This window comes from Novosphingobium decolorationis, from assembly GCF_018417475.1.
Lineage (GTDB): Bacteria > Pseudomonadota > Alphaproteobacteria > Sphingomonadales > Sphingomonadaceae > Novosphingobium > Novosphingobium decolorationis.
In genome coordinates this window covers 4,219,059-4,241,838 of sequence record NZ_CP054856.1, presented here as the reverse complement: position 1 = coordinate 4,241,838, position 22,780 = coordinate 4,219,059, and the positions used below count along the sequence as shown (strand labels likewise).

The window sequence follows — 22,780 nt, the reverse complement described above, 5'->3', positions numbered from 1 at the left end:
AGCTGCAGGTGCGTTCCCGGGCCATGGATGAAAATGGCTCAACGCTCCATCGAACACGCGGCGGCTAATCGCAAAGCCTCCCCTGTCCTATCTGGAGAAGCGAACCACCGCTATCCAGCATAGGACACCGATATGACCAAGGCTTACGGCGCCACCGCCGCCGATCGTCCGCTCGAGGAAATGACCATCACGCGCCGCGCGCCCGGCGCGAACGACGTTGCCATCGCCATCGATTATTGCGGCGTGTGCCACTCGGACCTGCACACCGTGCGCGGCGAATGGGGCGGCACGCTGTTCCCCTGCGTGCCCGGCCACGAGATCGTCGGCCGCGTAAGCGCGGTGGGCAGCGATGTCTCCGCCTTCAAGGTCGGCGACGTGGTGGGCGTGGGCTGCATGGTCGACAGCTGCCAGCATTGCCATCCGTGCGAACAGGGCCTCGAGCAGTTCTGCGAGAACGGCATGACGCCCACCTACAACGGCGACTGCGAGGAAGCGCCGGGCCACACGCTGGGCGGCTATTCGCAGGACATCGTCGTCAGCGACAAGTTCGTGCTCAAGATCACCCATCCCACCGAACAGCTCGCCGCCGTCGCGCCGCTGCTGTGCGCCGGGATCACCACCTATTCGCCGCTGCGCCACTGGAAGGCAGGCCCGGGCAAGAAGGTCGGCATCGTCGGTATCGGCGGTCTTGGCCATGTCGCGGTCAAGCTCGCCAAGGCGATGGGCGCGCACGTCGTCGCCTTCACGACCTCGGAAAGCAAGCGCGAGGACGCGCTGAAGCTGGGCGCAGACGAGGTCGTCGTCTCGCGCAATGCCGGTGAGATGGCCGCGCACCGGGGCAGCTTCGACTTCATCCTCGACACCGTCGCCGCGCCGCACAAGCTCGGCGACTACACCGGCCTTCTCACCCTCGACGGCACGCTGACCCTCGTCGGCCTGCCCGACAGCCCGCACCCCTCGCCCAACATCGGCTACCTCATCATGGGCCGCCGCTCGATTGCCGGCTCGCTCATCGGCGGCATTCCCGAGACCCAGGAAATGCTCGATTTCTGTGCCGAGCACGGGATCACCGCGGACATCGAGATGATCCGCGCCGACGGCATCGACGAGGCCTACGAGCGCATGAAGCGTTCGGACGTGAAGTACCGCTTCGTGATCGACATCGCGACGATGGACGCCTGAGCCCAACCGGCCCGTCCTCTCCCCCATTCCATTTCAGGAGTAACTTCCATGAACCCCACTTATGATTTCTCCGGCCAGGTTGCCCTCGTCACCGGCGCGGCTTCCGGCATGGGCCTTGCCGCCGCCGAGGCCTACGCCAAGGCGGGCGCCTCGGTCGCCATGCTCGACAACCGCGCCGACGTCCTTGCCGAAGCGGCCAAGAGCCTTTCGGACAAGGGCTTCACCGTCCTTCCCATCACCTGCAATGTTCTCGAGGCCACCGAGGTCGAGGCGGCTGTAGCCAGGACCGTGGAAACCTACGGCCGTCTCGACATGGCCTTCAACAACGCCGGCATCCAGAGCGATGTCGCCGACCTGGCCGAAACGTCGGTCGAGGCCTTCGACCACATGACCGGCATCAACCTTCGCGGCGTGTTCCTCGCCATGAAGTACGAGCTGGCGCAGATGAAGAAGCAGGGCTCGGGCGCCATCGTGAACAACTCCTCGCTCGGCGGCTTCGTCGGCGTCCCCGGGCGTTCGACCTACCACGCGGCCAAGCATGGCGTGCATGGCCTGACCAAGACGGCCGGGCTTGAATATGCCGCGCAGGGCATCCGCGTGAACGCGGTTGCGCCGGGCATCATCAACACCCCGATGGTCGCCGAGATGATGGAGCGCGAGAACGCTGTCGATGGCATGATGCGCGACGTCCCGATCGACCGTCTGGGCACCGCCGAGGAAGTTGCGAACGCCGTCATGTGGCTCTCGAGCCCTGGCGCCAGCTTCGTGGTCGGCCACGTGATCGCCGTCGACGGCGGCTACGTCGCCCGCTGATTGGCGCCAACGACAACCTGACGAGAAGAGGACACGTCCCATGCCCCACGTCGCGATCAAGATGTACCCGGGCCATAACGATGCCGAAAAGCAGGAACTGGCAGACCGCATCACCGCCCTCATCGCCGAAACCCTCGGTCATGGCGCGCACTCGGTCTCGGTCGGGATCGAGGACGTGTCCCCTTCGAAATGGATGAACAGTGTCTACGCGCCGGAAATCCAGGCGAAGGAAAAGACGCTGTTCAAGCGCCCCGGTTACGGCCCCCTGGCCTGAGCCGGACGAGCGCCGACGGGACGATGAACGCATCTCATCGTCCCGTCGCATTATCCTCACGCTGGCACGCGGGAGCCTTGAGGGGTGTCAGTCGTCATTCCATTACGATATTGGAGAAGACAATGAACAAGCACATCCTCGCCGCGGCCGCAGCCGTCGCCATGCCCGGAGCCGCTTCGGCCGCCGAATCGGTCGCGCCCGACTACATGCAGCGCGCCGCCCCCGCGCTTGCCCGCTACACCGACAACGTCCTGTTCGGCGATGTCTGGAAGCGCGAAGAGCTCTCGCCGCGCGACCGCAGCGTGGTGACCCTCTCGGTCCTCGTCTCGACCGGCAAGAGCGCGCAGATCCGCCCGCACCTCGAACGCGCGCTCGACAATGGCGTCACGCCCGCCGAGATCGGCGGCCTCATTACCCAGCTTGCCTTCTACTCGGGCTGGCCCAATGCGGTCTCGGCCGTCCAGATCGCCGACGAGGTGTTCCAGGAGCGCGGTATCGAGGCCTCGGCCATCCAGCCCGCGACAACCCCGCTCAACGACAAGCCCGCCAACGATGGCCAGCGCGAGAACGCGGTCAACAACGGCGTGGGCCAGATCGCCCCGACGCTCGGCGAGATGACCAACGAGGTGCTCTTCGACGAACTCTGGCTGCGCCAGGACCTGGCCCCGCGTGACCGCAGCCTCGTGACCATCGTCGCACTGACCGCCAGCGGCGATGCCGACCAGCTTGGCTTCCACCTCCAGCGCGGGATCGAGAACGGTCTCACCAAGGCGGAACTTGGTGCGGCCATGGGCCACCTGGCCTTCTACGCGGGTTGGCCCAAGGCCTTCTCGGGCGCGACCGCGCTCGGCAAACTTGGCAACGGCAACTGATCGCCTGAATGACCAGCACCAGTTCCCCTGACGCACACCGGGACGCGGGCGCGCAGCGTGAAGCCACGCAGGCGCTCACCATCGTCTCGCTCGCAACGGCCCTGGTGCTGGTCGTTTTCACACTCCCCCTCACAACGCTCGCCGCGACCTCCGAAGCGCTCGGTGCAGGCGCGGGCGCGCAGGCCTGGATCCTGAGCGCCATGCCGCTGGGCTGCGCCATCGGCCTCCTTCCCGGCGGCGCACTCGCCGACGATTACGGGCGCAAGCGCGTGTTCGTGGCGGGCCTGGCCATCATGGGGGCAACGCTCGCCGCAGGAGGCCTCGCGACCGGCCCCGTCCCGCTCATCCTCCTGCGCGTGGCCCAGGGCATGGGTGGTTCAGGGATCATGGCCGCCGGGCTCGGCCTCCTGGCCCAGAGCTTTCCCGATCCCACCCGCCGCCGCCACGCCACCGGCATCTGGGCGATGGCGCTGGGCGCGGGCGTCGCAGCAGGGCCCCTGCTCGCCGCCGCGCTCGAAGTCCTGGGTGGCTGGGTCGTGGTCTATCTCGTCGAAGGCATCATTTCGCTCACCCTCGCGGCCGCGGCACACCGTATCCTACGCGAATCCCACGCCGGAACGCCGCGCCCGCTCGACCTTGGCGGCACCGTCACGCTGGGCGGAGGCATCGCCTCCCTGCTTGCGGCGATGACGCAGGCCCGCGGAGCCAATTCCGGCACGCTCGTTATGGGCCTGATTGCTTTGGGCCTGATCCTTCTCACCACGTTCGTCGTGATCGAGAAGCGCCGGTCCGCGCCCATGCTCGATCTCGACCTGTTCCGCCGCCCCGACTTCACCGGAGCGACCCTCGGAGCCTATTTCTCGGGCGCGGGCGTGCTGGGCCTGATGTCGGTGAGCGCCACCGTGCTCGAGCGCGCCTACGGCCTCTCGCCCGTGATCGGCGCGCTGGTCCTCATGGCCTGGTCCGCAACCAGTTCGGTGACCGCCATGGGCGCGCGCTACCTGCCCGAAAGCGCCACCCCGCCCCGGGTCATCGTCGCCGGACTTCTCGCCTGCGGGATCGGCCAGTTCGCCACTGGCTTTGCCGACGAGATGGGCGGCGTGATCGGCTTTGTCCCCGGCATGTTGCTGGCAGGCGCGGCCAACGGCTACCTCAACGCCGCGCTTGGCCAGCAAGCCATCGCCAGCGTCCCGCCGCGCGATGCGGCCATCGGCAGCGGCGCGAACAACACCGCACGCTATCTCGGCTCGGCGACCGGCCTTACCCTTGTCGCCCTGATGATTGCGAATGCGCCGGGCGGTGACATCCTTGTCGGGTGGCGCCAGGCCGCCATCGTTTCGGCCGGACTTTCCGTCCTGGGCGCGGCCCTGTGCCTTGTCACCCTGCGCCCGCGCCGCAAGGAACCTGAGCCAGGCTGACATCCCGCTCCCCACGGCCCGTGGCCTTCGGACGAGAACGCTATCAACGCTGCGCGCCTACTCTGTGCGGGAAGAGGCTTGCGCCATAAAATGATTGCGCTAACAGTAGCCCGACAAGAAGACATGGGAGCGGGTAGTGAAAAGCGCGATATCAGCGGGCATGGCCCTTGTTCTGGGCGGAACATCGCTGGCGGCGAGCGCCGCGCCCGACAGCGCCGTGCGCCACATCAGCATTGATGCTGCAAAGACCACGGGCCCAATAGACCGGTTCGCCACGCAATCGGTCGGCTCGGACTTTCCCGGAACGCTCATCCGCCCCGACAGTCAGGCCCAGCTTCAGACCGTCTCGGACGAACTGGGCTTTCGCTACATTCGCTTCCACGACATCTTCCACGACACGCTGGGCACGGTGAAGGAGGTCGACGGGAAGATCGTCTACGACTGGACCGGGATCGACCGGCTCTACGATGCGCTGCTGGCCAAGAACATCCGCCCCTTCGTCGAACTGGGCTGGACCCCTGCGGTGATGCGCACCTCCGATCTCCAGCTGTTCTACTGGAAGGGCAACACCTCGCATCCCCAGCCCGACAAGTGGCGCGACCTGGTCCACGCCTTCGTCACACACCTGCGTGACCGCTACGGTGCGGCCGAAGTGCGCCGCTGGTATTTCGAGCTGTGGAACGAGCCCAACCTCGACGGGTTCTGGGAGAACGCCGACCGCGACGCCTACTTCGGCCTCTACGCCGACACCGCGCGCACCATCAAGGCGATCGACCCGGCCCTGCGCGTGGGCGGTCCGGCGACGGCAGGCGCGGCCTGGGTGCCCGAATTCCTGTCCTATGCCCACGCCAACGACCTTCCGGTCGATTTCGTCGCGACCCACAGCTACGGCGTGGAAGGCGGCTTCCTCGACGAAGAGGGCAAGCAGGACACCAAGCTTTCGGACAAGCCCGACGCGGTCATTTCCGATGTCCTGAACGTACGCGAACAGATCGAGGCCTCCGCCTTTCCGGGAATCCCACTCTTCTTCACCGAATGGAGCACGAGCTACACGCCCCGCGACTTCGTGCACGACAGCTACATCTCGGCCCCCTACATCCTCTCGCGCCTCAAGGGCACGCAAGGCGCGGTTCAGGGCATGAGCTACTGAGAACGGCGGAGCAATATTCGACCACGCTAGCGGCGGGATAGTCCTGCTGCGGGCGGCGTAAAAGTCGTCCACCTTGAAGCCTTTCTGCCAAGTCAGGGAGGTGTGGGGATCTACAGCGTGGAACTTTATCTTCAGGTCCGTTTGGCTTGCGCGGATGGCATGAGCCAGCGGGCGGCGGCGAAGCGTTTCAATGTGTCGCGCGACACGGTGCGCAAGATGCTGTCGTTTTCATCGCCACCGGGTTACCGGCGTCAATCTGTCCCGCAGCGTCCGAAGCTGGACGGGTTTGTGGCGATCATTGATGGATGGCTTGAAGGGGACCGCTGCGTCCCGCGCAAACAGCGCCATACGGCGAAGCGGGTATTCGACCGCTTGCGCGCCGAGCATGGTTTCACCGGCGGCTATACGATCATCAAGGATTACATCCGCGAGCGTGAGCAACGCAGCCGGGAGATGTTCGTGCCGCTGGCCCACCCGGCGGGGGATGCGCAGGCCGATTTCGGGGAAGCGCTGGTGGAGATCGGCGGGGTGCAGCAGAAGGCCTACTTCTTCGCACTCGATCTGCCGCACAGTGATGCCTGCTATGTGCGGGCCTATCCGGCGGCGGTGGCGGAGGCACGGGTGGACGGACACGTTCATGCCTTCGCGTTCTTCGGCGCGGTGCCGCGCTCGATCGTCTATGACAACGATCGCTGCCTTGTGGCGAAGATCCTGCCAGACGGCACGCGTAAGCGTGCCACGCTGTTCAGCGCTTTCCTGTCGCATTACGTGATCCGCGACCGCTATGCCCGCCCGGGCAAGGGGAACGAGAAAGGCAATGTGGAAGGGCTGGTTGGTTACTGCCGCCGCAATTTCATGGTGCCGATCCCGAAGTTCCCGACCTGGGAGGCCTTCAACCTATGGCTGGAGGAGCAATGCCGCAAGCGCCAGCAGGACAAGGTGCGCGGACAGAGCGAGACGATCGGTGAGCGCTTGCAACGCGATCTGGCAGCCATGCAGCCTCTGCCCGCTACACCCTTCGAGGCCTGCGATCAGACGAGCGGGCGGGTCTCCTCGCAATCCACGGTGCGCTACAGGACCAACGATTATTCGGTTCCGGTGGCACGGGGCCATCAGGAGGTCTGGATCAGGGCCTATGTCGATGAGGTGGTGGTCGGCTGCCGCAGCGAAGTCATCGCCCGTCATCCTCGTTGTTATGCCCGCGAGGAGGTTATCTTCGACCCGCTCCACTATCTCCCGCTGATCGAGCAGAAGATCAACGCATTCGACCGAGCCGCGCCTTTGCAGGGCTGGGATTTGCCAAGCGTTCACGACACTGCAGCGGTTGATGGAAGGCCGCATGCACAAGCATGGCAGGCGTGAATATGTACAGGTGCTGCGCCTGTTGGAAACGTTCACCCTCGCCGATCTCCAGGCGGCGGTGGAACAGGCCATTGATCTTGGCGCCATCGGCTTCGATGCCGTCAAGCACCTCGCCCTGTGCCGGGTCGAACGCGTACCGCCGGGCTGGACACGGACGTCTATCCCTTCCTGCCACGCACAACGGTCGAGAAGACCTTTGCCAGAGCCTATCTGAGCCTGCTCTCCGACCAGCAGGAGGCCGCATGAGCGATCAGACCCCGGAGCTTCTTCTCGCTCACAATCTCAAGGCACTCAAGCTGCCTACGTGCCTGCGAGAGCACCACAAGCTCGCCCGGCAATGTGCCGCTGAAGGCGTCGATCATATCCGCTTCCTCGCCCGCCTTGTCGAGATGGAGATGATCGACGGGAGCGTCGTATGGTCGAGCGGCGCATCAGGCCGCGCGCTTCCCCGCCGTCAAAAGCCTCGACAGCTTCGACTTCACCGTCATCCCGAGGCTCAACAAGATGCAGGTGCTCGAGATGGCGCGCTGCGAGTGGATCGAGCGGCGTGAGAACGCCATCGCTCTGGGGCCATCGGGCACCGGAAAGACGCACGTAGCGTTGGGGCTCGGACTGGCAGCATGCCAGAAAGGGCTGTCGGTGGGCTTCACCACTGCGGCGGCGCTGGTCAGCGAAATGATGGAGGCGCGCGACGAGCGGCGTCTCCTGCGCTTCCAGAAGCAGATGGTCGGATACAAACTGCTCATCATCGACGAACTGGGCTTCGTACCGCTCTCCAAGACCGGCGCCGAACTGCTGTTCGAGCTGATCTCCCAGCGTTACGAACGCGGCTCCACCTTGATCACCAGCAACCTGCCCTTCGACGAATGGACCGAAACCTTCGGATCCGAGCGTCTCACAGGCGCGCTCCTCGATCGCCTGACCCATCACGTCAGCATCCTCGAGATGAACGGCGAAAGCTATCGCCTCGCTCACAGCCGGGCCCGCAAGGCCAAAATCAGACCCTGAAAAGCAAGCCAATGCCGGGGGGAGTGGCCCTCGGGCTACGCCCTCACGCCACTCCCCCCGGCGTGTAACACGATGGCCTGGTTTTACGCCGCCCCATGGCCGACTTTTGCTCCGCCGTTGACAAGCCGGGCGCGTCACGCGTGTCGTCCGCTTCATACGTGAACTTGCCGGTCATCGAAGCCGCGATCACCGCCTCGTCAGCGCCCACGTAGTTGGGCTGCGAAAGGATCTTCACCGCCTCCTTGCGGTTCGCGCCGCCATCGGCGTCGAGCCAGGCTTGCGCCCGGATGATCGCGCGCAGCATGGCCGCCGTCGTGCCCGGGTACTTCTCCGCGAAGTCCTTGCGGATCGAGAAGACCTTCTCCGGGTTGTTGTGCCAGATCTGGTCGTCGGTCACGATCGGCACGCCGATCTTCTTCTGCACCGCAGCCTGGTTCCAGGGCTCGCCCACGCAGTAGCCCTCGATGGTGCCGGCCTCGAGCGTTGCGGGCATCTGCGGGGGCGGCGTCACCGAAAGCTGGACATCGGCCGAGGTGGTCCCCTTGATGTCGCCCGGCGTGTAGAAGCCGGGGTTGAGACCACCGGCCGCAAGCCAGTAACGCAGCTCGTAGTTGTGGGTCGAGACCGGGAAGACCATGCCCATGTTGAAGGGCTTGCCCTGCTGCTTGAAGCTGGTGACGACCGGCTTCAGAACCGAGGCCGAGATCGGGTGGACAGGCTTTCCGTCGGCGCTGCGCTGCAGATCGCCCTTCACCATGTCCCAGACCTTGTTCGAGACGGTGATCGCGTTGCCGTTGAGATCGAGGCTGAGCGGCGCGATCAGGTCGGCCTTGGTCCCGTAACCAATGGTCGCGGCGAGCGGCTGCCCGGCCAGCATATGCGCTCCGTCGAGCTGGCCGCCGATCACGCCGTCGAGCAGGACCTTCCAGTTGGCCTGCGGCTCCAAGGTGACGTTGAGCCCTTCCTCGGCGAAGAAGCCCTTTTCCTTGGCGATCGCGAGCGGTGCCATGTCGGTGAGCTTGATGAAGCCGAGCTTGAGCACGGGCTTTTCCACCGCGCCGCCTGCCGATGCGGCCGTGACCCCCGGTTGCGCGCCCGTCTCGTCCTTGCTGCCGCCGCATCCGGCCAGGGCCACGCTGGCGAGAAGTGCTCCAACCACCATGCGGCGCGAAAAACCGGACTGCCCAAACTTCGTCATCGAACCAACCCCCAATTCCAAAACCCAAACGCAAAAAACCGCCACGACGAAAGTCCCATGAGGACCACGACGAGGCGGCTACGGTGCCACGAATTTAAGAAAGTTCAGACCAGCTATACTAAGCACCCATCCTTGGGAGCCCACCGGACTGTTCGCTTAATTTAGTAAGCGATTCGCACGGCAAGCGGCAAGCTCTTTTTGCACTGCACATCAAAATTGCCTGTCACGGGAGCTGCGCCAGGTACTCTTCGATACGCTGTGGATCAAACACCTTCCCGTCAAAAAAAGCGTTGGACTCCAGAACCATGTTGCCCTGCTGAGTCCCCACGACCGTGGGTGTGACGATGCTGCCTTCGACCTTTGAACTGGCCCCCGGAAGCGGCTCGTTCGTGCCCAACAGTGCGGCGCGATAGATGTCGGGACGGAACACGCGCGCCGCCTTGTCGGCGCTCGCGCGATCGAACGTCAGCCCGTCCCAACGCACCATCTGCGAATAGAGCCACTCGGCTTGGCTGACCCAGGGGAAGTTTGCCGCTTCCCGGTACTGGAACATGAAATCGGGGTAGTGGATCATCGTGCCACCGCGCGCGATCAGGATCTGGTCGGCAATGGCGCGTCGGATCAGCTCAGGCGAACCGTCGAGGTACTCCGGCCGTGCCAGGATCGCCGCGTTGTGCTCCCAGTTGATCGGGTCCACGAAGTGCGCGGCAGCCCGGCACAAGGCGCGGATAAGCCGTAGCACCGCCTCCCGTTTTTCCTCCAGCACCGGTTCACGCAGAGCCAGCACCTTCTCCACTCCGCGCCGCCAGATCTGCGAGGTGGACAGGACGATCTCGCCCACGCCCTTTTCCACCGCGACGCTGTTCCAGGGTTCGCCCACGCAAATCCCGTCGACCTCGCCCAGTTCGAGCGCCTCGGCGCAGAACGGCGGGGCCACGGTGGAAATGTCGACGTCCTTGTCCGGATGGATCCCGCAGGAGGCGAGCCAGTAGCGCAGCATGTAGTTGTGGCTGGAATAGCGATGGACCACGCCGAAGGTCAGCGGCTTGCCCGCCGCCGCGCGCTCCAGCGCGACCTCGCGCAGCGCCGCGCCCACCTTGACCGGATCGCCCAGCCCCGTCTCCCCGCCGCGCACGCGCTGCGCGAGCTTGGGGGCCAGCGTGATCGCATTCCCGTTGAGGCCCAGCACGAAGGGCGCGGCCAGCGGCTGTGCCGGACGCCCGCGCCCCAGCGTGGCCGCAATGGCCAGCGGGGCGATCATGTGCGCGGCATCGCTGTGCCCGTAGAGCAGCCTGTCGAGCACGGTCGCCCAGCTCAGGTCCTTGACCAGGCTGAGCGAAATCCCCTCGTCCTCGGCAAAGCCATGCTCACGCGCCAGGATCGGCAGGCAGGCATCCACCAGCGGCAGGAAGCCGATTGTCAGTTGCGTATTCACCTCAAGACACCTCTTGTCGGTCCCCGCCGATCATGTCCCGCTCATCAGTTCGTGAGCGGTGACGACGGCTTCGGCAATGTTAACGATGCGCTTGCCCTGGTCCATCGCGGCCTTGCGCAGTTCGGCATAGGCCTTGGGTTCGGGCAGGCCCTTGCTCTGCATCAGGATGCGCTTGGCCTTATCGACAAGCTCGCGTTCGGCCAGCTTGCCGCGCGCTTCGGCAAGATCGCTCTGCAGCCGGGCAAACGCGTTGAAGCGCGTGATCGCAAGATCGAGAATGGGCCGGATGCGTCCCGCGGCAAGACCATCGACCACATAGGACGAGACCCCGGCCTCGACCGAGGCGACGATGGCCTCGTCGTCCGCCTCATCCACGAACATCGCGATGGGGCGGGCCAGTGCGCGGCTCACCGCGAAATACTCCTCGAGCATGTCGCGCGAGGGATTTCCAAGGTTCATCAGCACGATATCGGGATCGATCTCAGCCATGCGCGCGAGCATGCCGCGCCGCTCGGTAATCACGACAAGGTCGCAATCGGCAAGCTCGGACAGGCCTTCTTCAATGATGGAGGCGCGCGCCGCGCTCTCATCGACAATCGCGATACGCATGCCACTTTATTGCACTGCACCATGGGCAAGATGCAATGGCTAATTCGGCCGGTTCCGAACCTTTAATCCGCTCCTCGCCCCTACCCCGCGATTCCCACGCGGCTTCTCATAAGCGGTTGAATCCGCGTCCCGAAGTCATCGACACCCGCCAGGAAGTCATCGAAGGTGAGGAGCACCCCGCCCGTTCCGGGCACCTCGCTCATCTCGTCGAGCATGCGCGCCACGCTTTCGTAGCTGCCCACCAGGGTGCCCATGTTGATGTTCACCGCCCCCTCGGGCGCGGCGAGCTGGCGCACGTTGGTATCGGTGTTGACCGTATCCTTCGCGCCCTGGTCCGCGAGCCACGAGATCGCGTCGATATCGACCCCGTCATTATAGAGCTTCCACTTTGCCATGGCCTCCTCGTCGGTCTCGGCCGCGATCACCATGACGAGGACGAACATCGAGACGTCCCGGCCGGTCTCGGCCGTGAACCTGGCAAGGCGCTCGTTGTTGAAGGCAAAGGCCCTGGGCGTGTTCACACCCTTCCCAAGGCAGAAAGCGTAGTCCGCCCATTTCGCCGAAAAGGCGAGGCCGGCATCGGAAGAGCCCGCACAGATGATCTTCATGTCCGCACCCGGCTGCGGGCGCACCAGACAATCGTCCATGGTGTAATAGTCGCCCTTGAAATCGCTACGCCCGGTGTTCCACAGGTCGCGTAGGACGTGGGCGTATTCGTCGAGCACATCGTAGCGGTTACGAAAGTGTTCATCTCCCGGCCACAGGCCCATCTGCGTGTACTCGGGCGGCTGCCAGCCAGTGACGAGGTTCATCCCGAAACGGCCATGGCTGATCGAATCGATCGTGACGCCCATGCGCGCGGCGAAGGCGGGCGGCAGGATCAGCGTGGGCGCCGTCGCGTAGAGCTTGATCTTCTCGGTCACCGAGGCAAGCCCGGCCATGAGCGTGAAGCTCTCCAGCCCATACTCCCAGAACTCGGTCTTGCCGCCAAAGCCGCGCAGCTTGATCATCGAAAGCAGGAAGTCGAGCCCGTGCGCCTCGGCCTTGAGCGCGATCTCCTTGTTGAGATCGAAGGTCGGCTTGTACTGCGGCGCCGTCTCGGAAATCAGCCAGCCGTTGTTGTTGATGGGAATGAAGACACCGACCTGCATGAGGCGCTAACTCCTGAGATAATCGAGCACGTAGCGGTTGAAGAGCGCGGCGTCGGTCACGTTGCAGGCGTGGCCGCCCCAGGCGAAGCTGTCGACCTTGGCGTGCGGTACGAAGCCGGCAAGATCGAGCGCGGTGACGTAGGGCACCAGGAAATCGTCGCGCGTGGCAATGACCAGCAGGCTGGAAAGCGCGGCCAAACCCGCCGGATCGGGGCTATAGGCCTGCACCGCCTCGATCCGCTGGACCATGGCGTCGACACCCGGAAAGCTTGCCGCATGGTGGGCGACCTCCGCACTAAGCTGGGCGTCATGGGAGGCGATCCAGTCCGGCGGATAGAGGAACAGCGGCTGCGCCTCCAGAAACGCCTCCACGCCCGCGCCGTGCAGCAAGGCAAGACGCGCGGCAAAGCAGCGCCGGGTGTGGGGCGACAAGGTCCGCCAGCCGTTGACGACCACCATCCGCTCGATCCGGTTCGTGCGGATGGCGGTCTCGATCCCGATCGCCCCACCCAGCGCGTGGCCGATGAAATGCGCCCTGGGGATATTCAGCGCGTCCATGAGGGCGATCACATCGTCCGCCATGTCTTCGACACTGAGCGATGCAAGCGGCGTGCGGTCGCTGCGCCCCGTGCCGCGGTGGTCGTAGGTGATGACCCGGTGATCCTGCGCCAGCGCGGCGATATTGGGAGCCCAGTAGGAGCCGCTGCCACCAAGACCGCTCGAGAGGATGAGCGGCGCTGCCTCCGAGCTGCCATGCTCCTCGAACCAGATGCCGCCCGTTTCAGGCAAGGTGCGCGACCGAGGCGATCTCGACAAGGAGGTCGGGCTTCACCAGGTCGGCCCGGATGCAGTAGCGCGCCGGCTTGTCGCCCGGAAAGTACTCGGCATAGACCGCGTTGAAGGCGGCGTAATCATCAAGATCCTTGAGGAAGATGTGGTTCATGGCGATGTCCGCCATGGTGCCCCCGGCCGCCTCTACCGTCACCTTGATGACGTCCAGGATGTGCCGGGTCTGCGCCGCGGCATCGCCGATGTGGAGCACCGTGCCCCCTTCCCCCAGCGCCAGCACGCCCGAGACATAGACCATGTTCCCCGCTTTCGCGCCCGCCGAATAGGGGGCGATGGGGGTCGGGAACTGCGGCGGATTGATCGGCTCGAACGGCATCTGTCTTTTTCCCTCTCTGGTCTGTCTGGCAGGTTCTTCGCGTCAGTCTGCAGGCGGCAACTGCCCCACGGCGGTGCGGAAATCGGCGAGCGAGCTTACCCAGCCGAAGAACTTCTCGATGTTGTAGAGGCTGGCCTCGCGGATGAAGTCGGGGCCCAGGTGATGGACTGCATCCTCCAGCACCACGCCGAAGTATTCGAGATGGAAGCCGTCGCGCAGGGTCGATTCCACGCAGACATTGGTGGCGATCCCGGTGAAGATGAGCGTGCGGATGCCGCGCGCGCGCAGGATCGTGTCGAGCTGTGAATTGAAGAAGGCCGAATAGCGCGGCTTGTGGACGCGGATATCGCCCTCTTTCGGCGTCAGCGCCTCGACAAGCTCATAGTCCCAGCCGCCGCGCGCGAGGAACTTACCGGCAAGTTCAGGCCGCGCGCGCATGGTCTTCAAGGCATTCGACTTGTGGTAGTTGGGCGATTGCGGCGTGCCCGCTTCCACATAGTCCGCGTCCCAGCCGTTCTGCAGGAAGATGACCGGCATACCGGCGCTGCGCGCTACGTCGAGCACCTGCGCAATATGACCGATCACACCGGCGGCAGGACCTACATCAAAGCCCGCCTCGTCGACATAGCCCCCTTTCGAGGCGTAGGCGTTCTGCATGTCGATGACGATGACCGCGCTTGTCGAAGCATTGATGCGCAGGGCTTCGGGACGGGCAGGCAGCACGACCGAGGGGCCGGAACGCTGCGGGGCGGGATCTACGATCGGTTCGGTCACCCAAGTCAGTATTGAGCAAAGCCGCCTTGCGATCAAGCACATAGATAGCTGTCCAAAGATGTACGCAAGAACAGGGTGGCGGGGTGGCCTGCTCACCGCTTCATCGGCTCCTTTGAGCGCTCCCCAAAATTCAACGCGGGAACAAAATCTGACTTGGCGCCTTGTTCCGGCACACCCCCAACGTTCCCCCGAAGGTCGCACGAGGGCCACGCCGACAAGGCCAAGCGCCCCCTTCGCATAACAAAGGACTTGTCTCGTGAAATACGCCCCCATCCTCGCCCTCGCGACGCTCTCGATGGCGCTCGGCGCCTGTGCCTCGGACCGCTACGGCCGCGGCGGCTATGGCTACAACGATCGTTACGGCTCCTCGCGCGGCTATCGCCTGGGTGACAGCGACCGCATCTACCGCGCGCGCGACGGGCACTACTATTGCAAGCGCAAGGACGGCACCGAAGGCGCCATCATCGGCGGTCTGGCCGGCGGCGTCCTGGGCAACCTCATCGCGCCTGATGGCTCCAAGACTCTCGGTACGCTGCTGGGCGCGGGCGGCGGCGCGCTGGCCGGCCGCGAGATCAGCCGCGACGACATCCAGTGCCGCTGATCCGCACACACTGGCGATGACATCGGTTCGCTGATGACACGATCAGGGCCGCTCCGGTACGATGCCGGGGCGGCCTTGCTGTAGGGGGCGCCCGTCCATTCCCAAGCGTGGGCGCCACGACACGAAATGCACAAACCGGGAGAGGCCTTGATGATCACCGTCCACCACCTCAACAACTCGCGCTCGCAGCGGGTGATCTGGATGCTGGAGGAACTGGGCCTCCCTTATGAGATCCGCCGCTACGAGCGCAACGCCAGGACGATGCTCGCACCGCCCGAACTGCGCCGCGTGCATCCGCTGGGAAAGTCGCCGGTGATCGAGCACGAGGGCCGCACGCTGATCGAGAGCGCGGCGATCTGCGAATACCTGGTCGACCTTGCCGGAGGGCGCATGGGCGCGCCCACAGGGTTGGAGGACAAGCTGCGCTACCGCCAGTTCCTCCACTACGCCGAAGCCTCGATGATGGTCCCGCTTCTCCTCAAGCTCATCATCGGGCGGATCCCGATCATGGGGAAGATGGCGGCAAAGAAGATCCAGCCGATGATCACGCTGCATCTCGACTTCGTGGAGAGCGAACTGGTCGCACGCCCCTGGTTCGCGGGCGAAGAGCTGACCGCGGCGGACGTGATGATGAGCTTTCCATTGGAAGCCGCCCGCGTGCTGGCGGGCCTTGATGCGCAGAGCCATCCGCACATCAGCCAGTGGCTCGACACTCTTCACGCCCGCCCGGCCTACCAGCGCGCGCTGGAGGCCGGGGGAACGTACGACTACGCCTGAGCGAGAACCTCAGTCCTCCTGGACGACCGGAAGCCAGACCGCGCTCGCGGCTTCGCCGCCGCGCTGCACGGTTTCGGTCGCCTTCCTGTAGTCCTGCGGCTGCGCCTTCATGATCGAAGGCGCCCAGCCTTGCGGGTTGCGGTCATAGAGCGGGAACAGGCTCGACTGGACCTGCACCATGATGCGGTGTCCGGGCAGGAAGACATGGTCGACGTTGGGAAGCGACCATTTGAAGTTGTAGCTCTTGCCCGGCTCCAGTGGCGCAGGGGTCGCAAAACCGTGGACGTAGCGCCCGCGGAAGATCTCGATCCCCATCGGCAACTGGTAGCCCGCCATCTGCGGCTTCTCCGAATATTCCTCGGGGTAGACGTCGATCAGCTTGACCACGAAGTCGCTGTCCTCGCCGCTGGTGAAGGCATGCAGGTCCACCTTGGGCGCGCCCTTGATGTGGACGGGCTGCGCGAGGGCTTGGGTCGAATAGCTCAGCACGTCGGTGCGGCTTTCGGCAAAACGCTGGTCCTGCACCAGCCAGGTGCGCCATTCCTCCCCGCTCATGTGGATCGGGCGCGGGAGCATGGGGACGGGCTTGGCCGGATCGGAGACGTAGCTGTCCTCGCCTGCTTCCGGCTTGCTCCACGAAAGACCGAAGTCCTTGGCAAGATAGAGCGGGGTATAGGCCCCGCCCGGCCATTCCTGCGCGACCTCCCAGCGGTTGGTGCCCGTCGCATAGGTCAGCACCGGCGGGGTGTCGCAGGCGGGCGCATCGGTCTTGAGATGGCAATCAAGAAAGGGCTTCATCCAGCGCGTGCGGAACTGGAGGCCGGTATCGCCCTCCCAGTCCAGCGCGCCAAGTGAACGCGCCTCATAGTTCACCTGCGAATGGCGCCAGGGGCCGATCACCAGGCTCACCATGTCGTTGTTGGTGTCCTTGGGCTCCAGCGCCTTGTAGACGGCGGGCGCGCCATAACTGTCCTCCTGGTCCCACTGCCCGACGACCAGCATCGTGGGGACACTCAGCGGGCGCGCGGCGAGCAGCTTGTCGACCGCCTGCCCCTGCCACCAGGCATCGTAGGAAGGATGCTCCAGGACCTTGCGGATCGCGGGGATATCCAGCAGCCCGTAAGCCTTGGCGTAGTCGTAGGCCGAGCCGGCCTTCAGATAGGCCGCGTAGTCCTCGCCCGAGCCGCGCGGCACCGAGCCACCACCCTTGGCGACCGTCTGCGAGAGGTCGTAGTCATAGCCGAAGGTGCGGAAAGCGCCGTTGTGGAACCAGTCATCGCCCATCCAGCCATCGACCATCGGGCTTTGCGGCACCGAGGCCTTGAGCGCGGGGTGCGGATCGATCAGCGCCATGAGCGAGGTAAAGCCCAGGTACGAGGACCCGATGATCCCGACCTTGCCGTTGCTTTCCTTCACGTTCTTCACCAGCCAGTCGATCGTGTCGTAGGCATCGGTCGCGTGGTCGACCTTGGTGGGATTGAGCGGTCCGCGCAGGGGCCGGTTCATCACATAGTCGCCCTGCGAACCATCCAGCCCGCGCACGTCCTGGTAGACGCGGATGTAGCCATCGTTGACGAACTCCTTGTCCATGACGGGCAGGATTTCCTCGATCTTCTGGCTGCGGTTGCGGCTCGTCGCGCGCCCTGCGTTGTAGGGTGTGCGGCTGAGCAGAATGGGCCCGTCGCTCGTCCCCTTGCGGTAGACGATGACGGTAAAGAGCTTCGTCCCATCGCGCATCGGCACCATGACTTCGCGCCGGACATAGTCGGCCTGCGGACGCACCCAGTCGTATGCGTCCACCTGGTCGTTGGCCATGGTGTCGAGCGTGCCCCGGGCAGGCGCCGCCGAGGTTGCGAGGGTGGGCAGGACAAGGGCGAGGGAAGCCGCGCCAAGGGCGGCGGTGCGAAGCGTGCGAACGATCATGGAGCAGGCGATGGACCGTGGCGCGCCCGCGGTCAAGCGCGCCCCCACGCTCTACGCTGGGGCGCCGCCTTCAGGCCTCGTCCACTTAGTCCTCGCCGTCGTCGTCTTCGCTGTCCTGCACCTGCGAGGGGGGTGGTCCCTTGGGCACGGCCTGCGCCCCCTCGCGGTGGGTGTCGGCAAGGCTGGTGTCGGGCTTCGCGCGGGCCAGCCCCTCTTCGCCCCCCTCGCGCACAAGGTGCAGCGTGCGGGTCGGGAAGGCGATACCGATCCCCTCCTTCTCCAGCCGCGCAAAGATCATCAAGAGGAGGTCCTGCTGGATCACCAGGCTTTCGTCATAGTCCGCGGCCTCGATGTAGGCGAAGACCTCGATGTCGAGCGAACTGGCGCCGAAGGCCACGAAGCGGGCGCGGTGGCCTGGCTTGGCGATGCGCTCGTGCTCCTCCAGCACGCCTTCCACGATCTCGACAGCTTCGAGCAGCTTGGCTGAACCGATCCCGTATTCCACCCCTACGGTGGGGTTGAACAGGAAGCGATCGCGCTTGGCGTAGTTCTCGATGTTCTGCGAGGACAGATCGCCGTTGGGAATGGTAACGACCGTGCGCGCCAGCGTGCGGATGCGGGTGGAGCGGATGCCGATGTCCTCGACCGTGCCCAGGATATCGCCGATCTTGCAGAAATCGCCGATCTGCACCGGCTTGTCGGCGATGAGCGAGACCGAGCCGACGAAGTTCTCGACCGTCTTCTGCGCACCCAACGCAAGAGCGATCCCGCCGATACCGAGCGCCGCGATACCCGTCGTCACGTCGATCCCGAACGTATCGAGGATGGCGACAAGGACCCCGAAGAGGAGCAAAATCTTGGCCGCACGGCGCAGCAGCGAGGCGACCGAGACGACCTGACGCTGCCCCCGCGCCTCCATGCGGGTGATGACCGTGCGCGAAATCGTGTCGATCAGGCGCACCAGCAGCCAGGTCAGCGCGGCGGCGGCAAAGAGCCCGATGTACTTGAGCATGAACTGGCGCGCGATGATCGAGACCGGCAGGCTGTCGGCCCAGATCTGGAACACGACCGTGGCCAGGAACAGGCTGAACGGCGGCATCGCCGCGCGCGCAAAGGCTACCCCCGCCTCGGCGGTAGGCCCCCGCACGAGCCGCTCGGCAATCGCCACAAGCGCCATCGAGATCAGCTGGAAGCCGACGAACACGGCTGCAGCGAGCCCGATCAGCACCCCCCAATCGGTCACGCTGGCCCCGGCCACGGTCAGCTCGCCACTTTCCTCGGGTGACGTCGTTTCCGGGTTCAGCCGTCCCACGATGTCGCCCGTCTGGCGCGAGACCTGCCAGATCATTGCGCCCTCGTTCGATTGCGAGCGGGTGAGCATGATCGGCGTCTTGCCCTCATCGCCCAGGTTCCCGACATATTCCTGCTCGGCCGGCAGGTCATCGTCGAGCACGCCCTCGGGCTTGTCGGAGAGCGCCGCGAAGGTGTTGAGCGAGCCCCCCTTGTCGAGCAGCGCCTGCAACTGGCGCGCCCGTTCGGCGCCATGCTCGGCATCCTCGAAGAAGCGGTCGACCCGCGCATCGTCTCCGGCCGCCAGCGCCTCGATCAGGCCCTGCACCATCGAACGCGGCGTGGTCCGCCCATAGGGATCGGACACGGGCTCCTGCGCGGCCGGAGCCTGCCCGTCTGCGTTGGCGTTCTCGTCCGGTGCATCGGGTGTCACCGCATCGGCAGCTTGCGCCACGGGCGAGCTTTCCTGCGCGGCCAGCGGCAAGGCGGGGAGCGCAAGCAGGAGGATAGGCATCAACGAACGCAGGAAACGGGACATCACGACCGAAAGGGCTCCAGGTTGCAGGCCGTAGGTGTGCGCGGCCCATCGCGCTCCTAAACGGATGAGGAGAAAGCCGGTTGCCGCAGCCCACCGCGACACGTCCTCCAGTCGCCGTGCGCATCTGTGCACACTGCGTTTCGCTGCGCGCTTGTGTCCTGTTTCGCGCGGCTTACTATGCCTGTCATGCACACCCGGTCCCTTCTGTCGCTGGCCCTGGCGCTGGCCGCGAGCCCCCTTCTCTCCACGCCCACGCAGGCAAATTCGCCTACGCCGCCTGCCATCTCGGTCGATGCGGCGCGGATCGCGCGCGATGTGACGACCCTGACGCAAGACGTCTTTGAAGGGCGCGCACCGGGAACGCGCGGCGATGACCGCACCATCGGCTACCTGATCGCGCGCATGCAGGACCTCGGCCTTGAACCGGCCGGGCCGGACGGCAGCTGGGTCCAGCCCGTCCCCCTCCTCCACACAGCGCTCGGCAAGGCACGCACGCTTTCCTTCGCCACACCGAAAGGCGAACTTGCCGTCGATCAGACCAAGGACATCTACGTCTCGACCCTGCGCAGCGAGGACAGCGCGGTCCTCGCCAAGGCACCGGTCGTCTTCGTAGGCTACGGCGTTGATGCGCCCGAGCGCGAATGGGACGACTTCAAAGGCATGGACCTTGCGGGCAAGGTCCTCGTCTTCCTCGTCAACGACCCCGACTTCAACGCTACCCCGGACATGGATCCCTATGGCAAGTTCGGCGGGCGCACGATGACCTACTACGGGCGCTGGCGCTACAAGTTCGAGGAAGCGGAACGTCAGGGCGCGGTCGGCGCGCTGGTGATCCACGAGACCGAAGGGGCGGGCTACGGCTGGAACGTCGTCGAGAGCCCGGGCGGCGAAAACTTCGACGTGGTCAAGCCCGCAGGCGAAGTGACCCCGCTCCAGCTCCAAGGCTGGATGTCGGGCGCGACCGCGCAGGACCTCTTCACCCGCGCTGGGCTCGATCTGGCGGCCCTCCAGGCACAGGCGCGCTCGAAGGACTTTCGCCCCGTGCCGCTGGAAGGCGTGACTTTCTCCGCCGACGTTCCCGTCACCCACGAGGAAATCACCAGCCACAACGTGCTAGGCAAGATCCCGGGCACCAGCCGCCCCGACGAGGCCGTGATCTATGGCGCGCACTGGGACGCCTACGGCAAGGGCCAGCCGGACGAACTGGGCCGCATCTACCGTGCAGGCGCCAACGACGATGCGCTGGGCGTCGCCGCGCTGCTCGACATCGCGCGCGTCATGAAGGCGCGTCCCGCGCCTGCGCGCTCGGTCGTCTTCGCCGCCTGGACCGCCGAGGAGCGCGGCCTCCTGGGCTCGGAATACTACGCGGCCAACCCCGTCCTCCCGCTCGAGAAGACCGTGGCCAACCTTGCCATCGACATTCTCCAGACCGCGGGCCCTGCGAAGGACGTGATCCTCGTTGGCGAAGGGCAGAACACGCTGGAAGACGACATGGCGCGCGTAGCCGCCACCCAAGGACGCACCGTCACGCCCGAGGGCCTGCCCGAACGCGGGCTGTTCTACCGCGCCGACCACTTCTCCTTCGCCAAACGCGGCGTACCAGTGATGCTGCTCATGGGCATCGCCGGAGCCGCGGACCTGGAAACTGGCGGACGTGAGGCAGGCCAGGCCTGGATCGATACCTACACGGGTGACTGCTACCACCAGGCCTGCGATGCCATCGGTTCGGACTGGGATCTCGCGGGCGCGGTGCAGGACATCGACCTGATTGGCCAGATCGGGTGGGAGCTGGCGAGCACGCCGCGCTGGCCGCAATGGAAGGCCGGCTCTGAATTCAAGGCCCGGCGCGAGGAAAGCGCGGCCGAACGCAACTGAGCCTCCTCGTGCGCGCCCTTCCCCTCACCACCGCACTCGCCTGCCTCGCCCTGAGCGCCTGCGGGGGCGGTACGAAATACCGCCCGGTCAGCGACACACCCGTGCGTATCGGCCCCAGCTACCAGGTGCGCGGGGAACGCTACACGCCGCGTGCCCAGCCCGACTACGACATGCTCGGCTATGCCGCCTGGTACGGCAGCGAGAGCGGCAGCCAGACCGCCAACGGGGAGAAGTTTCACCCGGCCTGGATCACCGCCGCGCACCGCGACCTGCCGCTGCCGACCTACGTCGAGGTCACCGCGCTCGACACCGGGCGGCGCATCCTCGTGCGGGTCAACGATCGGGGGCCGTTTGCTGCGAGCTCGCGCATCATCGACCTCTCGCGCGGGGCGGCCGAGGAACTGGGCATTCGCGCCAAGGGCGTCGCCGCCGTACGGGTTCGCCGCGTCGAGCCCGAGGCGAAGGACCGCGAGCGTCTGCGCGAAGGCAAGCCTGCCCGCAAGCTGCCCCCTCTCGACACGCGCGCACTCGGCAATCTGCAACGCCAGTTCGAACGGGGCGTCGGCGCGCTCTGACTTTCCTGCGACACGCAAAGCCATGTCGCAAAGACGACACGAGCGTGTCGTACTGCAGCCCAAGGCCGGTCCGCGCGCGGCGGGAGGGAGGCGGCGCCTAGAAGTTGCTCAGATGCCCTTCCCGCTTCGCCGCGGCTCGACCTGCAGCCGCGAGCGCTTTGGACTTTCCCGGTGGGGAAACGCGCGAAACCAGTCGGTTGAGACCCCCGCCATCGCAGCGCGGACACGCCGCGGCATCGCCCGAACGCACCAGCAGTTCGAACTCGGCAGAGCAGGACGGGCAGCGAAAATCGTAGATCGGCATGGGCCCTCGCAGGATTGGCGTTTCAGGTCTGCGCGCCCAGAAGCGAAAAATATGCCAGCCGCCGGGAACCCATCCCGCCCCACCCACGTTCTCCTCTCTGGATAGAGGAGAAAAACAATGAACATCGGAGCCGAAATGCCGTTCCGCCGCTCGAACTTCAGCCGGAAGACCGGATCGCTCATCCTGGATCGTGAACGCGAAGACCGCGCGCGTAAGGACACCGAGACGTCCGACTTGCGCATCTGGAGCCAGGGGCGCTTCCGCAAGCTCTGACAGCCGGGCCTCAAGGCCTACTCTCCCCCCTTCCATCGAACATGTCCCGACGACGCCGGGGTGCTCGCCCGCCCTGGCGGTTGTCGTGCGTCGGCCTCAGGCCACACCTTGCCCGCACGCACGCAAGATCATGTCTCCACATGGCACCACCGAACACACAAATGAGGTCGGAGCAACGATCTGTGCAACCGGGTCATCCTGCCTCAGATCGGA

At 65.5% G+C, this 22,780-nt stretch carries 21 protein-coding genes and 2 pseudogenes; 13 read left to right on the top strand and 10 right to left on the bottom strand.

Annotation, left to right across the window (positions count from 1 at the left end):
* The first annotated feature begins 132 nt into the window (after nucleotides 1-132).
* The 8 genes and pseudogenes from HT578_RS19705 (at nucleotide 133) to istB (ending at nucleotide 8,079) form a co-directional block, all read left to right on the top strand.
* Nucleotides 133-1,182, top strand: coding sequence for an NAD(P)-dependent alcohol dehydrogenase (locus HT578_RS19705; protein ID WP_213501154.1), 1,050 nt, complete (start codon nucleotides 133-135; stop codon nucleotides 1,180-1,182).
* Between the two features lie 48 nt (nucleotides 1,183-1,230).
* Complete coding sequence (locus HT578_RS19700; RefSeq protein WP_213501153.1) at nucleotides 1,231-1,995, top strand: SDR family NAD(P)-dependent oxidoreductase; 765 nt, start codon at nucleotides 1,231-1,233, stop codon at nucleotides 1,993-1,995.
* 40 nt (nucleotides 1,996-2,035) lie between these two features.
* Nucleotides 2,036-2,269, top strand: a complete 234-nt coding sequence (locus HT578_RS19695) for a tautomerase family protein (RefSeq protein ID WP_213501152.1) — start codon at nucleotides 2,036-2,038, stop codon at nucleotides 2,267-2,269.
* A gap of 122 nt (nucleotides 2,270-2,391) precedes the next feature.
* Nucleotides 2,392-3,141 (top strand): carboxymuconolactone decarboxylase family protein, encoded by a 750-nt coding sequence (locus tag HT578_RS22335; protein ID WP_052321897.1) that lies wholly within the window; start codon nucleotides 2,392-2,394, stop codon nucleotides 3,139-3,141.
* A gap of 8 nt (nucleotides 3,142-3,149) precedes the next feature.
* Complete coding sequence (locus HT578_RS19680; protein WP_213501151.1) at nucleotides 3,150-4,559, top strand: MFS transporter; 1,410 nt, start codon at nucleotides 3,150-3,152, stop codon at nucleotides 4,557-4,559.
* A 136-nt stretch (nucleotides 4,560-4,695) separates the two neighbouring features.
* Entirely contained in the window at nucleotides 4,696-5,709 is a 1,014-nt protein-coding gene (locus tag HT578_RS19675; protein WP_239026368.1) for a GH39 family glycosyl hydrolase, read from the top strand.
* Nucleotides 5,710-5,826: 117 nt separating this feature from the next.
* Nucleotides 5,827-7,317 (top strand): annotated as a pseudogene (gene istA / locus HT578_RS19670) (IS21 family transposase).
* Nucleotides 7,314-8,079: pseudogene (gene istB / locus HT578_RS19665) on the top strand (IS21-like element ISSsp5 family helper ATPase IstB). Before istA ends, istB begins: the two co-directional pseudogenes overlap by 4 nt.
* 43 nt (nucleotides 8,080-8,122) lie before the next feature.
* Here istB and HT578_RS19660 read toward each other — a convergent pair.
* The 7 genes from HT578_RS19660 to rutB all read right to left on the bottom strand — a co-directional run bounded on the left by HT578_RS19660 (nucleotide 8,123) and on the right by rutB (nucleotide 14,453).
* Nucleotides 8,123-9,277: a CmpA/NrtA family ABC transporter substrate-binding protein gene (locus HT578_RS19660; RefSeq protein WP_239026367.1), complete on the bottom strand. Its 1,155-nt coding sequence runs from the start codon at nucleotides 9,275-9,277 to the stop codon at nucleotides 8,123-8,125.
* A 223-nt stretch (nucleotides 9,278-9,500) separates the two neighbouring features.
* The gene (locus HT578_RS19655; RefSeq protein ID WP_213501150.1) at nucleotides 9,501-10,712 is read right to left on the bottom strand and encodes a CmpA/NrtA family ABC transporter substrate-binding protein; all 1,212 of its coding nucleotides are present in this window, start codon (nucleotides 10,710-10,712) and stop codon (nucleotides 9,501-9,503) included.
* Nucleotides 10,713-10,742: 30 nt separating this feature from the next.
* Nucleotides 10,743-11,321, bottom strand: a complete 579-nt coding sequence (locus tag HT578_RS19650; RefSeq protein WP_039388009.1) for an ANTAR domain-containing response regulator — start codon at nucleotides 11,319-11,321, stop codon at nucleotides 10,743-10,745.
* Nucleotides 11,322-11,401: 80 nt separating this feature from the next.
* Nucleotides 11,402-12,472, bottom strand: coding sequence for a pyrimidine utilization protein A (rutA, locus tag HT578_RS19645; RefSeq protein WP_213501149.1), 1,071 nt, complete (start codon nucleotides 12,470-12,472; stop codon nucleotides 11,402-11,404).
* Nucleotides 12,473-12,478: 6 nt separating this feature from the next.
* A complete protein-coding gene (rutD, locus tag HT578_RS19640; RefSeq protein WP_213501148.1) occupies nucleotides 12,479-13,261 on the bottom strand; it encodes a pyrimidine utilization protein D in 783 nt (260 codons plus the stop codon).
* Nucleotides 13,254-13,637 (bottom strand): pyrimidine utilization protein C, encoded by a 384-nt coding sequence (rutC, locus tag HT578_RS19635; protein WP_213501147.1) that lies wholly within the window; start codon nucleotides 13,635-13,637, stop codon nucleotides 13,254-13,256. Before rutC ends, rutD begins: the two co-directional genes overlap by 8 nt.
* A gap of 42 nt (nucleotides 13,638-13,679) precedes the next feature.
* The gene (rutB, locus tag HT578_RS19630; protein WP_213501146.1) at nucleotides 13,680-14,453 is read right to left on the bottom strand and encodes a pyrimidine utilization protein B; all 774 of its coding nucleotides are present in this window, start codon (nucleotides 14,451-14,453) and stop codon (nucleotides 13,680-13,682) included.
* A gap of 214 nt (nucleotides 14,454-14,667) precedes the next feature.
* On the opposite strand from rutB, the gene HT578_RS19625 reads away from it, so the two are divergent.
* On the top strand, nucleotides 14,668-15,012 hold the full coding sequence (locus HT578_RS19625; protein ID WP_039388016.1) for a glycine zipper 2TM domain-containing protein: 345 nt from the start codon (nucleotides 14,668-14,670) through the stop codon (nucleotides 15,010-15,012).
* Nucleotides 15,013-15,162: 150 nt separating this feature from the next.
* A complete protein-coding gene (locus HT578_RS19620; RefSeq protein WP_213501145.1) occupies nucleotides 15,163-15,789 on the top strand; it encodes a glutathione S-transferase family protein in 627 nt (208 codons plus the stop codon).
* Between the two features lie 9 nt (nucleotides 15,790-15,798).
* Here the strand turns inward: HT578_RS19620 and HT578_RS19615 are convergent, their stop codons facing one another.
* Together HT578_RS19615 and HT578_RS19610 are read right to left on the bottom strand one after the other, a co-directional pair.
* Entirely contained in the window at nucleotides 15,799-17,712 is a 1,914-nt protein-coding gene (locus tag HT578_RS19615; protein ID WP_213501144.1) for a CocE/NonD family hydrolase, read from the bottom strand.
* Between the two features lie 85 nt (nucleotides 17,713-17,797).
* Entirely contained in the window at nucleotides 17,798-19,540 is a 1,743-nt protein-coding gene (locus HT578_RS19610) for a mechanosensitive ion channel family protein (RefSeq protein ID WP_213501143.1), read from the bottom strand.
* Between the two features lie 186 nt (nucleotides 19,541-19,726).
* On the opposite strand from HT578_RS19610, the gene HT578_RS19605 reads away from it, so the two are divergent.
* Both HT578_RS19605 and HT578_RS19600 read left to right on the top strand, forming a co-directional pair.
* Nucleotides 19,727-21,415: a M28 family metallopeptidase gene (locus HT578_RS19605; RefSeq protein ID WP_213501142.1), complete on the top strand. Its 1,689-nt coding sequence runs from the start codon at nucleotides 19,727-19,729 to the stop codon at nucleotides 21,413-21,415.
* Between the two features lie 8 nt (nucleotides 21,416-21,423).
* A complete protein-coding gene (locus HT578_RS19600; RefSeq protein ID WP_239026366.1) occupies nucleotides 21,424-21,990 on the top strand; it encodes a septal ring lytic transglycosylase RlpA family protein in 567 nt (188 codons plus the stop codon).
* A gap of 97 nt (nucleotides 21,991-22,087) precedes the next feature.
* Here the strand turns inward: HT578_RS19600 and HT578_RS22615 are convergent, their stop codons facing one another.
* Nucleotides 22,088-22,294, bottom strand: coding sequence for an FmdB family zinc ribbon protein (locus HT578_RS22615; RefSeq protein WP_213501141.1), 207 nt, complete (start codon nucleotides 22,292-22,294; stop codon nucleotides 22,088-22,090).
* Nucleotides 22,295-22,411: 117 nt separating this feature from the next.
* On the opposite strand from HT578_RS22615, the gene HT578_RS19590 reads away from it, so the two are divergent.
* The gene (locus HT578_RS19590) at nucleotides 22,412-22,567 is read left to right on the top strand and encodes a hypothetical protein (protein ID WP_213501140.1); all 156 of its coding nucleotides are present in this window, start codon (nucleotides 22,412-22,414) and stop codon (nucleotides 22,565-22,567) included.
* The last annotated feature ends 213 nt before the right edge of the window (nucleotides 22,568-22,780 follow it).

Excerpts from the sequence above, each read along its gene's own strand:
- rutA (WP_213501149.1), bottom strand. The coding sequence starts at position 12,472 with ATGCAGGTCGGTGTCTTCATTCCCATCAACAACAACGGCTGGCTGATT.
- rutC (WP_213501147.1), bottom strand. The coding sequence starts at position 13,637 with ATGCCGTTCGAGCCGATCAATCCGCCGCAGTTCCCGACCCCCATCGCC.
- HT578_RS19615 (WP_213501144.1), bottom strand. The coding sequence starts at position 17,712 with ATGATCGTTCGCACGCTTCGCACCGCCGCCCTTGGCGCGGCTTCCCTC.
- HT578_RS22335 (WP_052321897.1), top strand. The coding sequence starts at position 2,392 with ATGAACAAGCACATCCTCGCCGCGGCCGCAGCCGTCGCCATGCCCGGA.
- HT578_RS22615 (WP_213501141.1), bottom strand. The coding sequence starts at position 22,294 with ATGCCGATCTACGATTTTCGCTGCCCGTCCTGCTCTGCCGAGTTCGAA.
- rutB (WP_213501146.1), bottom strand. The coding sequence starts at position 14,453 with ATGTGCTTGATCGCAAGGCGGCTTTGCTCAATACTGACTTGGGTGACC.
- HT578_RS19680 (WP_213501151.1), top strand. The coding sequence starts at position 3,150 with ATGACCAGCACCAGTTCCCCTGACGCACACCGGGACGCGGGCGCGCAG.
- HT578_RS19700 (WP_213501153.1), top strand. The coding sequence starts at position 1,231 with ATGAACCCCACTTATGATTTCTCCGGCCAGGTTGCCCTCGTCACCGGC.
- HT578_RS19610 (WP_213501143.1), bottom strand. The coding sequence starts at position 19,540 with ATGTCCCGTTTCCTGCGTTCGTTGATGCCTATCCTCCTGCTTGCGCTC.
- HT578_RS19605 (WP_213501142.1), top strand. The coding sequence starts at position 19,727 with ATGCACACCCGGTCCCTTCTGTCGCTGGCCCTGGCGCTGGCCGCGAGC.
- HT578_RS19695 (WP_213501152.1), top strand. The coding sequence starts at position 2,036 with ATGCCCCACGTCGCGATCAAGATGTACCCGGGCCATAACGATGCCGAA.
- HT578_RS19650 (WP_039388009.1), bottom strand. The coding sequence starts at position 11,321 with ATGCGTATCGCGATTGTCGATGAGAGCGCGGCGCGCGCCTCCATCATT.
- HT578_RS19660 (WP_239026367.1), bottom strand. The coding sequence starts at position 9,277 with ATGACGAAGTTTGGGCAGTCCGGTTTTTCGCGCCGCATGGTGGTTGGA.
- HT578_RS19620 (WP_213501145.1), top strand. The coding sequence starts at position 15,163 with ATGATCACCGTCCACCACCTCAACAACTCGCGCTCGCAGCGGGTGATC.
- HT578_RS19590 (WP_213501140.1), top strand. The coding sequence starts at position 22,412 with ATGAACATCGGAGCCGAAATGCCGTTCCGCCGCTCGAACTTCAGCCGG.
- HT578_RS19705 (WP_213501154.1), top strand. The coding sequence starts at position 133 with ATGACCAAGGCTTACGGCGCCACCGCCGCCGATCGTCCGCTCGAGGAA.